Origin of the sequence: Micromonospora arborensis (genome assembly GCF_003205615.1) — a bacterium.
GTDB lineage: Bacteria > Actinomycetota > Actinomycetes > Mycobacteriales > Micromonosporaceae > Micromonospora > Micromonospora arborensis.
On the sequence record NZ_PYBV01000019.1, the window covers coordinates 204,742 to 216,528 of the forward strand.

An 11,787-nucleotide genomic window follows, 5' to 3' on the forward strand; every position below is an offset into this window, starting at 1 on the left:
GCACCGGAACGTTGGGAGTCTCACCTTGGGTTCCGGCCACACCCACACCGCTTCGTCCGCCCCGCCCCGGGTACGACGGATCCTCGTCCTGACGGTGGTGCCCCTCTTCGTCGCCACCGTGCTCGCCGCGGTGCTGCTCTGGCCACGCGGTGGGTCACCGCAGACCGATGGCGGTGCGGACGTGCCGCGTTATCCCGGCACGGTGACCCGGGTGGTGACCGAGCCGTGCCCGCCGACACCGTCGGCCCCCGAGGGCACACCGACGGCCGGCGGCGGGCGGTGCGGCACGGTCGACGTCCGGGTGGACGACGGGCCGACCGCCGGCCGGCAGGTGCGGACACCGGTGCCCGACGGGCCCGGCGCACCTCGGGTCGACGTCGGCGACGAGGTCATCCTGGTCGAGCTGACCGATCCGACCGATCCCACAGTCAGCAACTGGAACATCGCCGAGCACCAGCGCGGCACCCCGATGGTGTGGCTGGCGGTGGTCTTCGCGGCCGCGATCGTCGCGTTCGGTCGGTGGCGGGGTCTGGCCGCGCTCGCCGGGTTGGCCGCCAGCTTCGCCATTCTGCTGACGTTCGTGCTGCCGGGCATCGGCGCTGGTAGATCACCACTACTGGTGGCGGTGGTCGGCGCGGCCCTGATCATGTTCGTGGTGCTCTATCTGACGCACGGGGTCACCGCGCAGACCTCGGTCGCGGTGCTCGGCACCCTGGGCAGCCTGGTGCTGACCGGGGTGCTCGCCACCATCGCCACGGCCACGACCCACCTCACCGGCTTCGGCAGCGAAGACGCCACCACCCTGTCGATGTTCCAGGGCGACGTGGACCTGCACGGTCTGCTGCTCGCCGGGATCATCATCGGATCGCTCGGGGTACTCGACGACGTGACGGTCACCCAGGCGGCCACCGTCACCGAGCTGGCGAACGCCAACCCCGGGCTGACCCGGTTGCAGCTCTACCGCGCGGCCACCCGGGTTGGCCGCGCGCACATCGCCTCCACTGTCAACACCATCGTGCTGGCGTACGCGGGCGCGTCGCTACCCCTGCTGCTCCTGCTCACCGCCGACTCGCGGCCGATCGGGCAGCTCCTCACCAGTGAGTTCCTCGCGCAGGAGATCGTCCGCAGCGCGGTCGCCACACTCGGTCTGATCGCCGCCGTGCCGCTGACCACCGGGCTGGCCGCGGTGGTGACCGCCGCCGGGCGTACGGCTTCCCCACCGTCCACCGACGCTCCCGCCTCGCGGCCCCAACCGGACCGCGCGGAGGCACTGGCCGCACTCGTCGCACCGCGAACGGGTCACCCCGACGAGCCGGATCAGACGCGGACGCCACCCCCGTCCTCCGCCACCGGCGGATGGCCGGAGTCGGGCAGGAGCACGGATCCGGCATGGTGACACTCCGCAGCGTGACCAGATGAGCAGCCAACGTGAGAACCGCGTCACTGGTCACGCAACGCTATGGCGAAAAGACACTTTTCGTCGGCAGCCAGGCGTAGCTCAGTAGGTCGGCTCTCGGGTAACCTCGCTGCCGGTTACCGATGAAGGCGCGAAGCGGCGCCTGCGGTGCCGCCGCCCAATCGCCAACCGGCGAACCGGGGACCCAGGTACGTGGGGTGAATCCGCGTCAGCGGTAGGGGCCACTTCCGCCCCGAACCCGTCAGCTAACCCGGTCGGCGGTCGACGGAAGGGAACATTGTGACGGCACCCCTACGCCGCTGGCTGACACCCGTGGTGGCCGTGATCGCCGCACTGACCGTGCTCGCTGGGCCCCTCCCTGCCCACGCCGCCCCGACGACTCCCACACCGTCCGGGCACGAGGAGGACAACGAGCCCCAGCTGATCACCGACGTCATCGAGCAGGCCAACCGCGACTACTCCGCCGCCAAGTCCAGACTGGACAAGTCGAAGAAGCGGCAACTGGAGCTGGCGCTGGAGGTCGACCGGGCCAAGGCCGACCTGGACGCGCTGGCCCCACAGGTCGGGCAGATCGCCGCCCAGTCGTATCGAACCGGCCGGATGGGCGCCCTCGCGATGCTGCTCGAGAGCAACGCCCCTGACACGTTCGTCCAACGTGCCGCGGCGCTCGACGAGATGAACATGGTCAACGAGCAGAAGCTCTCCAAGGTCAATGAGGCGAAGGCCCGCGCCGAGCAGGCGAAGCTGGCCCTCGACACCGAAGTCCGTGAGCAGCAGAAGCAGACCGCACTGATGGCGAAGCGGAAGAGCGAGGCAGACAAGGCGCTCGCCCTCGTCGGCGGGAAGGGCTTCACCGGCGGCCTGGTGGACGCCACCTCGCCGGTCGCCAAGATCGGCCCGGGTCGCACCGCCGACGGTGAGTGGAAGCCCCAGTCGTGCAGCGAGGACGACCCCACCACGTCCGGTTGCATCACGCCCCGCACGCTGCACGCGTACAAGGAGGTCAAGCGGGCCGGCTTCAACCGGTTCGTCGGCTGCTACCGCTCCGGCGGGCCATGGGAGCACCCGAAGGGCCGCGCCTGCGACTGGTCGTTGCAGAAGAGCGGCTTCGCACCGTGGCACAACGACGACACCCGGATGTACGGCAACAACGTGGCCGCGTTCCTCATCCGTAACGCCGACCGACTCGGCATCTACTACGTGATCTGGAACCGGCAGATCTGGTTCCCGGCGACCGGCTGGAAGTCGTACAGCGGGCCGTCGAACCACACCGACCACGTCCACATGTCGCTGCTCTGACCCGCAGGATCCCGCGTCGTCGAGGGCCGTTCCGCGTAGCGCGGAACGGCCCTCGTCACGTCAGGCGGCGGCCGGATCGGTCGCCGCGTTCGGCACGTCGAGCGACGCGAGGCCGGACGGCACCGCGGTCACCGGGCGCACCACCCCGGCGGCGAGCCGGTAGGACACCCCCACCACCGCGCACCGCCCCTGCGCCACCGCCTCGGCCAGCACGGGCGACTGCCCGAGCAGCGTCTCAACGGTCTGCGCGATGTGAATGTCGACGATGCCGTCGATGTCGTCCACGCCCTCGGCCTCGGCCCGGCGCAGGCTGGGCAGCACAGCGTCGACCACCGCGCGCAGATGGCCGCTGGGTTGAGCGCCGGTGGCGGCGGACTCACGCGCCGCCTGGACCGCGCCGCACGAGTCGTGACCGAGCACCACCACCAGCGGAGTGCCGAGCACGGTCACCGCGTACTCCACGCTGCCGAGCACCTCCGGGCCGGCGGTGTGCCCGGCCGTGCGGACCACGAACAGGTCGCCGAGCCCTCGATCAAAGATGATCTCGGCGGCCAGCCGGGAGTCGGAGCAGCCGACGATCACCGCGAAGGGGTGCTGTCCGTCGGCCACGGCGGCCCGGTGCCCGGCGTCCTGATTGGGATGGCGTGGGGCACCGCTGACAAAGCGCCGGTTTCCGGCGGTCAGCTCGGCGTACGCCCGGGCCGGCTCGCTGGTCGCGGACGCCCCGTCGGTGGTCCGCTGCGGACCCGGCTGCCCGCCGGGCGTTCCGGGACGACTCATCCCCGCACCTCGTCTTCACGCATTTTACCTGGTCAACCGGCTCTTCAGCCGGGCCGGCGGCGGGCGCTGGCTCGGGCTCCACCGTCACACGCACCGTAAGTTGCGTCAAGGTATGCGTGATATAGATTTCATACGTTGACTCCCGGGTCGACCCTGGGCGACGCACCCAAAGAGGCGGTCACACGATGGCGAGCACTGCGACGGGCGACACCGGCGGCGGGCGGAACTGGACGTTCCTCACCAACCACGGGCACGTCCTGCTGGCCATCGCCCGCGACCCCACCGCCCGGCTGCGCGATGTCGCGGCCGAGGTCGGCGTGACCGAACGGGCCGCGCAGGCGATCGTCGCCGACCTGGAGGCGGGCGGGTACCTGCACCGCACCCGCGTCGGGCGGCGCAACGAATACACCCTCAACCCGGCCGGCCGGTTCCGGCACCCCGCCGAGGCCGACCGCCAAGTCGGCGACCTGCTCGCGCTGTTCGCCGAAACACCCGCCACCAAGGTCAGCCCTCCGGCCTGACCCTCATCGCCGGGCCGCTGCCCGACGGGTCACAGCGGTAATCTCTGCGGGTGCGCGAATGCCCGCCGTTGAGCGCGACCAACATGTTCCGCAATACCGGCCGTGCCACCCGCGGCGTCCTCAGTGGAGCCCTGGCGGCTCTGCTCGGCGCCGCCCTGGTGGCACCCGCCCCGGCGAGGGCTGCACCGCCCACGTGCGGCCCAACCGGCGAGGAGGGCCTGTCCGCGATGCCGTGGGGGTTGCGCCGGCTGGAGCCGTCCTCGGCGTGGCCGTTGACCCGGGGCGCCGGAGTGACGGTCGCGGTGATCGACTCCGGGGTCTCCGCCACTCATCCGCTCCTCTCCGGCCAGGTGCTCGAGGGGCGCGACTTCAACGACCTGCCGGACAACCAGGGCCAGTGCGACCTGGTCGGGCACGGCACGATGATCGCCGGCATCATCGCCGGCCGGGAGGGCACGGGCGTCCCGTTCAGCGGCGTCGCCCCGGGCGCCCGCATCCTGCCGATCCGGGTGCTGCCAAGCCTCAAGGACACCACGGACCTACGGCTGCCCGTGGAGATCGCCGCAGCGATCGACTGGGCGGTCGAGCAGGGCGCCGACGTGATCAACCTGTCCCTGACGACGATCCCCCTCCCCGAACTGACAGCGGCCGTCGACCGTGCGCTGTCCAAGGGGGTGGTGCTGGTCGCTGCCGCTGGCAACCGGACGGAGGACCAGCAGAACAGGCCGGGATACCCGGCCGCCTACCCCGGCGTGATCGCTGTCGGTGGGGTGGACGAGCAGGGCGGCCACGTCGGCAGCTCGATCAGCGGCGACTACGTCGACATCGCCGCACCGGGGTTGAACATCATCGGGCCGGCACCCCAGGGGCCCGGCTACCGCGCCGAGCCGACCGGTGGCACCAGCTTCGCGGCGGCGTACGTCTCGGGAGTGGCCGCGCTCGTCCGAGCCGCCTACCCGAATCTCGACCCGCAGCAGGTCGCCGAACGAATGGAACGCACGGCCGACAACCCTCCGGAGGGCCACAACGCCGACATCGGTTACGGCGTCGTCAACCCGTACCGGGCGGTGTCGAGCCTGCTGGGCACCCGGAAGAACCAGCCGGTCGCCGCGATCGCGGCACCCGTCGTGCGCGACGACCCACTGGGCTGGCAACGCCCTGCCGCGATCTGGGCGGCGGCGGTCGGCGGGCTGCTCACCGTGCTGCTGCTGATCGCACGACCGATCGTGGCTCGGGGCCGCCAGCGTGGCTGGCGCCCTGGCCGACGCACCGACTCACCGGCTGCCGGCTGACCGCTGGCGCGGTGACGCCAAACACAATGCGGCTCCGGCCCGGGTGAACCGGACCGGAGCCGCATCGGCGAATGCCTCAACCTGCTCGGCGGAGCTGGTCAGCCGCGGCGACCGCCGCCATCCCACACCTTGGAGTTGCTCATCTCGGTGCTGAGGTAGTTTTCGCGGGCGATGCCGACGGCACCGCCGATCTCGTTCAGAATCCGGTTGATGTCCCGGACCGCCGTGTCCCACTTTGCCTGGTGCTGCTCGTAGGCAACCCGGTCCTCGCCGTCCCACTGGAGCTTGGACAGCATCGACCGCAGCGTGTCGAGCTTCTCCTCGAGGGTCTTCGAGATGGCCTGCATCTGCTGGTTGCTGCTCTCGAGGACAGCGTAGTCAACTTTGATCGTCACGATTTCCTCCTCTGCTGACTGCGGATCACGGGTTGAGAGCAGAGTGGAACTTGTCCAGCATCTGCTGCTGCTCTTCGTCGTTGACCTGGTGCGTCGTACCCGACTGATCGAGCAGGTCCGCGATGTTGTCCATCGCCGTCAGCAGTTTGACGGTGTCCTCGTTCCAGCGCGTCATCAACGACTGGAATCCCGTGGACGCCTGACCCTTCCACGCCATGGCCAGGTCGTCGACCACGTTCCACAGCTTCTTGAGCTCGCCGTCGACCTCGCTGCGCGTGGACCGCACGTCACTCGCGGCGGTATGTAGAGTCGCAGCTTCGACCTCGAACGCCATGCTTCACACCCTTCCGTCATGTTGTGGTGGCGGCTTTGCCGCACCCCTCCCCCGCGGCAAGGCACCAACACCCCACCGACGGACACTCCTGAGAAGACCGTAGCCGAACCAGTCGAGCCTTCGCAGCCCTGACCCGGGGCGTTCGATGGATAGCGGTGAATCGGACCAAGATGGCTCACCACCACCACCGAACGACCGAGCCCACTCAGGACGGCTCGGACCATGCGGTCTGGATCAGTTGCTGGCCATCGCGTCGACGGACCAGGGTGCCCCGGCCGGGCGGTTGTGGGCTCGGTCGCAACGTGCCGAAGACCGCGCCCTCCTCCCGGTTTCCGGACATCAGCAGACCCGGCGAGTCCAGCTCGCGCAGTCGCTGCAGCACCGGCTCGTAGAGCGCCCGGGACACCCCACCGACCCGACGCGTGATGATCAGGTGCAGACCGATGTCGCGGGCCTGCGGCAACAACTCGTGCAGGGCGCTGAGCGGGTTGCTGCCACCGGAGGCCACCAGGTCGTAGTCGTCCACCAGGATGTACAGGTCCGGGCCCTTCCACCAACTGCGATCGCGTAGCTGGGCGGTGGTCACGTCCGGGCCGGGCAACCGGTTGGACAAGGCGCTGCGAATCGAACCGAGCCCCTGGGCGAACGCCTGATTCGACGGGGCGTAGTCGAGCAGGTGGTCGCCCTCCACCGCCCCCAGCAGGCCACGCCGGTAGTCGGCGATCACCAACCGGGCCTGGGCCGGCGTGTACCGCTCGGTGATGCCCCGGGCAATCAGCCGCAGCAGGTTGGTCTTGCCGCACTCGGCGTCGCCGAAGACCGTCAGGTGCGGCTCGTTGACCAGGTCCAGGTAGACCGGCGCGAGCGCCGACTCGTTGACCCCGACCGGCAGACCGGGTGCCGACCGGTCGATGATCCGGGCCAGCTCGGTCACCGACATCTTGCGCGGCAGCAGCCGCACCTTCGGCGCCGGACGGCCCGGCCAGTTCGCCGCCACGTGCCCGGCCAGGGCCACCGACGCCTCGCTGAGGTCCTCGATGTCCCGACGGCCATCCAGGCGCGAGACGGCGGTGAGGAAGTGCAGCTTGTCCCGGGTCAGGCCGCGACCGGGCGACTTCTCCGGCACGTTCGTCGCCGCCCGACGGTCGATCTCGGACTCGGACGCGTCACCGAGGCGCAGCTCCAGCTTGGTGCCGAGCAGATCACGCATGTTGATCCGGATCTCCGCCCACCGCACCGCGGTGAGCACCACGTGCACGCCGAAGCCGAGGCCCCGGTTGGCCAGCGTGGTGATGGTCTGCTCCAGCTCCTCGTACTCCTGGCGCAGTGTGTTCCAACCATCCACCACCAGGAACACGTCACCGAACGGGTCGTCGGCGAACTCGCCCGCGGCACGGCGACGACGGTAGCTGGCCACCGAGTCGATGCCGTGCTGGGCGAAGCGCGCCTCCCGCTCGTCCAGGACGGCGACCACCTCAGCCACCGTCCGGCGTACCGCCTCGACGTCCCGCCGACCGGCCACCCCGGCCATGTGCGGCAGACGCTCCAGGCTGCGCAGCGCGCCACCGCCGAAGTCCAGGCAGAAGAACTGCACCTCACGTGGCGTGTGGGTGAGCGACAGCGAGGCGAGCAGCGTACGCAGCATCGTGCTCTTGCCACTCATCGACCGGCCGACGATGACCACGTTGCCGCCGGCCCCGGCCAACTCCACCATCATCGGGTCACGGCGCTGCTCGTACGGGCGGTCCACCACCCCGACCGGCACGGTCAGCCGCCCGCGCCCGGGCCAGGACGCGGTGCACAGCCCGTAGGTCGGGTCGACCGCCAACTGGCCGAGCAGCTCGCCCAGGCCCGGCGGGTCGGACAGCGGCGGGAGCCACACCTGGTGGGCCGGGCGGCCCCGTCCCTTGAGCTGGTCGATCAGCACGTCGAGCATCGCCACGGCCTTGCCGTCGGCCGGCTGCTCGGGCTCCGGAGTGGTGTCCACCGGCACCTGCGGGACCTGCGCCGCGATGAAGTCCAGGCCGTACGGCACGATCCGACGCTGCACCAGCGCCTGCGACGTGGCGGCCTGCTGGCCCGGTGCCCGGTAGGCCCCCGACACGTACGCCGCCCGGAACCGCAGCATCGTGCTGGTGTCCGTCTTCAGATAGCCGTGGCCCGGTGCGTTCGGCAACTCGTACGCGTCCGGGACACCCAGCACGATCCGGCTCTCCACCGCGGAGAAGGTACGCAGACCGATCCGGTACGACAGGTGGGTGTCCAGGCCACGCAGCTTGCCCTCTTCGAGCCGCTGGCTGGCCAGCAGCAGGTGCACGCCGAGCGAGCGACCCAACCGGCCGATCATCACGAACAGGTCGATGAAGTCGGGCTTGGCGGCGAGCAACTCGCTGAACTCGTCACAGATGATCAACAGGCTGGGCATCGGGGCCAGCGGCTCGCCGGCCGCCCGGGCCTTCTCGTACTCGAAGCGGGAGACGTAGTTGCCGGCCGCCCGCAGCAGTTCCTGCCGGCGCACCATCTCACCAGCGAGCGCGTCGCGCATCCGGTCGACCAGCGGCAACTCGTCGGCCAGGTTGGTGATCACCGCGCTGGTGTGCGGCAGCGCCTCCAGCGAGGCGAACGTCGCGCCGCCCTTGAAGTCCACCAGGACGAAGTTCAGTTCCTCCGACGAGTGGGTCACCGCCAACGCGGCCACCACCGTACGGAGCAGCTCGCTCTTGCCGGACCCGGTGGCACCGATCACCAGACCGTGCGGGCCCATGCCCTCGTGCGCCGACTCCTTGAAGTCGAGCTCGACCACGTTGCCGTCCGGTCCGACACCGAGCGGGATGCGCAGCCGGTCCCGGTGACCGCGCGGGCGCCAGGTGTTCTGTACGTCCACCGTCGCGGCATCACCCACGCCGAGCAGGTCCGGCAGTTCCGTGCTGCGGGCCAGCGGCTCGTCGCTGCTGGTCTGCTGCTGGGACAGCCGGTAGGGGGCGATCTGTCGAGCCAGCCCCTCGGCCGCCTCGGCGCTGAGCTGGTCGGGGCGACCCAGCGGCGACGAGGTGCTGCCCCGGACCAGGTCGAGCGAGCTTCCGTCGGCCACGTCGAGGCAGAGCAGCCAGCGCCCGGCATCGCGCGGCACCGTGCCGGAGAGGTCGATCACCGTGGTGCCGAGCAACCCCGGACCCACCAGCTGGCAGGTCGCTGAGATCTCGCCACCGTCGATCACCACGACCAGGTGCGGGGCGGTGGTCAGTGGCTTGGCCTCGGGCGCGAAACGAGGTCGTCCCGCCAGCTCACTCGCGAGCGACGCCTCGGCTTCGGCCAGACTGGCGAAGACCAGACGGCGGGCACCGGCGGCGTCCGTACGACCACTGTGGTGCGCGTGTGGCAGCCACTTCACCCAGCCCCAGGAGGACTGCCGGTCGGGCGCGGCGACCACCACGACCATGAGGTCGTCCGGGGCGTGGAAGGTCGCCAGTTGCCCGAGCGCCGCCCGGGTCAGGTCGAGCACGGGCGCGCGGTCACCGCGCAGCACCACCCGGCTGAACGCGCGCACCGACAGCGCGGTCGGCAACTCGGGCACGGTGGAGTGTGCGCGGACGAACCGGCGAAGCGCGATGGCGCTCATCGGCTCCAGATCCTCCACCGGCTTCGTCTCCGGCGGGACGATCTCCACCGCCAGTCGCTGCGGGCCCAGCGCGATCCGCGTCTCGCCGAAGTCGTCCTCGGTGATCCGTCGCTCCCAGAGTCGCCGGGAGGCCGCGATCGACCAGAGCGCGTCGGGCTCCGGGTGCCGCCACGCCATCGCCGCCCGCTGCTGCTCAGCGGCCCGGCGGGTGCGCTTGCGCATCTGCGCCAGGTAGCGCATGTAGTCGCGCCGGTCGGCGTTCAGCTCGGCCTTGTCCTTGCCACCGCTGTTGGCCAGTGACCCGATCGCCATGCCGAGCATCGAGACGCCGAAGAGCCCACCGGCGACGTACGTCATCATGCCGCCGCCCTTGCCGGCGTAGAGGAACGCCATCGCACCGACCCCGCAGAACATCGGCAGGATCATGAGCAGTTGCCCCATCCCGCGGGGCGTTGGCTCGGGCAGCTCGGGAGGCGACTCCAGCAGCACCTCGCCGCGCGGTAAAGCCGGTCCCGGCTGACGCGGAAGCCGGCGGAACACCACCGTGCTCACGGCTGTCTCCTCCCCAGAAGCGGCCTTGATGACGTGCCCGCGCGGACCGAAGCCCGCGGGTGGGCATCGTACGTGCCCGTCATCGTAGGTAATCTGCCGTGGGCGCGGTGGACCCGGAGCGTGGCATCGCGGCCAGCCGATCACAGACGCACACCTGGAGGCCACTGTGGCGACGAAGACGGCGACCGGCGGTTTGAGCCGAATCACCATCGTGGCTCCACGTACCCGAATGGACCTGGCGCTGCCGTCGGACATCCCGATGGCCGACCTGCTCCCCACCCTGCTGCGCTACGCCGGCGAGGACATGGCCGACGAGGGCGCGCGGCACGGCGGCTGGGCCCTGTCCCGGTTGGGTGGGGCGCCCCTGGACGGCGGGCGCACCGCCGCGCAGCTCAGCGTCCGCGACGGGGAGGTGCTCTACTTCAACCCCCGGTCGGCGGCAGCACCGGAGATCGTCTTCGACGACGTGGTGGATGCCGTCGCCACCGCGACCAACCAACGCCCCGGCGCCTGGCAGGTCGACGCGACCCGGTCCTTCGCGGTGGTCTTCGCCGCGGCTGCGCTCGGCGCCGGCGCGCTGGCCGCGCTCTTCGCCGGTCCGCCGCACCTGCCCGGGGCGTTGGCGGCCCTGCTGGTCGCGGTCGCGCTGCTGGTGGGCGCGGCGGTGCTGTCCAGGGCCGCCGGTGACAGCCGCACCGGCGCGTTGCTGGCCCTCGTCGGCCTGGGGCATGCCGCCACCGGCGGCCTGTTGCTCCTCGCTGGCGACCGGCCACTGACCGATCTGGCCAGCCCGCACGTCCTGCTCGCGGCGACCGCCGCCGTGGTCGCCGGAGCGGTGGCCGTGCTGGCGGTCGGCGACCGGTACCCCCTCTTCTTCGCCGCGATCGGGGTGGGGGCCGCGACCGGGTTCGGCGCGCTGCTCTGTCTGGTCTTCGGCCTCGACGCGCCGGCCGCCGCCGCGGTGGTGGCGGCGGTCGCGTTCGGCATCCTGCCGGCCCTGCCGATGGCGGCCTACCGCCTGGCGAGACTGCCGGTACCGTCGATCCCGACCGGTCCGGAGGACCTGAAGACCGACAGCGAGTCGGTGGACGGCCGGCAGGTGCTCCAGCGCAGCGAACGCGCCGACCAGTTCATGACCGGCCTGCTGTGGACCGTCTCGCTGCTGGTGCTCGGCGCGCAGTTCGTGCTGGCCCTGGACAGGCGTCTGTCGACGGTGCTGCTGTGCCTGGTGCTGGCCCTGCTGTCGCTGCTGCGGGCACGACCGCTGCTGGGCCGCGCCCAGCGCACCCCCGTGCTGCTGGCCGGCACCGTCGGGCTGGGCCTGGCCGCCGCGAGCGCCTTCGCCGGCGGGTCGCTGCCGGTCCGGCTCGGTCTGATCCTCGGCGGGCTGGTGCTCGCCGCGGTCATCAGCCTGATCTACGGACTGTCCGTCGCCGGCAAGCGCATCTCGCCGGTCTGGGGCCGGCTGCTCGACATCGCCGAGATCCTGCTCATCATCTCGCTGGTCCCGCTCGCCTTCTGGGTCTGCGGTCTGTACGGCTGGATCGTCAACCTGCGGCCCTGACCGCCCCGCAACCG

The 11,787-nt window shown here is 71.1% G+C and carries 9 protein-coding genes and 1 riboswitch; of the genes, 5 read left to right on the top strand and 4 right to left on the bottom strand.

The genetic code is table 11. From position 1 onward, the window contains the following. Nucleotides 1-25: 25 nt before the first annotated feature. Both C7C45_RS16925 and C7C45_RS16930 read left to right on the top strand, forming a co-directional pair. Nucleotides 26-1,396, top strand: a complete 1,371-nt coding sequence (locus tag C7C45_RS16925) for a YibE/F family protein (protein ID WP_110564610.1) — start codon at nt 26-28, stop codon at nt 1,394-1,396. A gap of 165 nt (nt 1,397-1,561) precedes the next feature. Next, nucleotides 1,562-1,692: riboswitch (cyclic di-AMP (ydaO/yuaA leader) on the top strand. A gap of 4 nt (nt 1,693-1,696) precedes the next feature. Further along, nucleotides 1,697-2,716, top strand: a complete 1,020-nt coding sequence (locus tag C7C45_RS16930) for a coiled-coil domain-containing protein (protein ID WP_110564611.1) — start codon at nt 1,697-1,699, stop codon at nt 2,714-2,716. A gap of 60 nt (nt 2,717-2,776) precedes the next feature. On the opposite strand, the gene C7C45_RS16935 is transcribed toward C7C45_RS16930, so the two are convergent. After that, nucleotides 2,777-3,496, bottom strand: coding sequence for a carbonic anhydrase (locus tag C7C45_RS16935; protein WP_110564612.1), 720 nt, complete (start codon nt 3,494-3,496; stop codon nt 2,777-2,779). 185 nt (nt 3,497-3,681) lie between these two features. Between C7C45_RS16935 and C7C45_RS16940 the strand changes: the two genes are divergently transcribed. Both C7C45_RS16940 and mycP read left to right on the top strand, forming a co-directional pair. Next, on the top strand, nt 3,682-4,017 hold the full coding sequence (locus C7C45_RS16940; protein WP_110564613.1) for a helix-turn-helix transcriptional regulator: 336 nt from the start codon (nt 3,682-3,684) through the stop codon (nt 4,015-4,017). 50 nt (nt 4,018-4,067) lie between these two features. Next, on the top strand, nt 4,068-5,309 hold the full coding sequence (mycP, locus tag C7C45_RS16945) for a type VII secretion-associated serine protease mycosin (protein WP_244200416.1): 1,242 nt from the start codon (nt 4,068-4,070) through the stop codon (nt 5,307-5,309). A 98-nt stretch (nt 5,310-5,407) separates the two neighbouring features. On the opposite strand, the gene C7C45_RS16950 is transcribed toward mycP, so the two are convergent. From C7C45_RS16950 to eccCa, 3 genes are all read right to left on the bottom strand, one after another. Then, on the bottom strand, nt 5,408-5,704 hold the full coding sequence (locus C7C45_RS16950) for a WXG100 family type VII secretion target (protein WP_110564614.1): 297 nt from the start codon (nt 5,702-5,704) through the stop codon (nt 5,408-5,410). Between the two features lie 25 nt (nt 5,705-5,729). Next, nucleotides 5,730-6,038 carry a WXG100 family type VII secretion target gene (locus C7C45_RS16955; protein ID WP_110564615.1) on the bottom strand — a complete coding sequence of 103 codons (309 nt, stop codon included), beginning with the start codon at nt 6,036-6,038 and terminating at the stop codon, nt 5,730-5,732. Between the two features lie 205 nt (nt 6,039-6,243). Continuing rightward, nucleotides 6,244-10,209: a type VII secretion protein EccCa gene (gene eccCa, locus C7C45_RS16960; protein WP_110564616.1), complete on the bottom strand. Its 3,966-nt coding sequence runs from the start codon at nt 10,207-10,209 to the stop codon at nt 6,244-6,246. Between the two features lie 166 nt (nt 10,210-10,375). On the opposite strand from eccCa, the gene eccD reads away from it, so the two are divergent. Next, nucleotides 10,376-11,773 carry a type VII secretion integral membrane protein EccD gene (gene eccD, locus C7C45_RS16965; protein WP_110564617.1) on the top strand — a complete coding sequence of 466 codons (1,398 nt, stop codon included), beginning with the start codon at nt 10,376-10,378 and terminating at the stop codon, nt 11,771-11,773. The last annotated feature ends 14 nt before the right edge of the window (nt 11,774-11,787 follow it).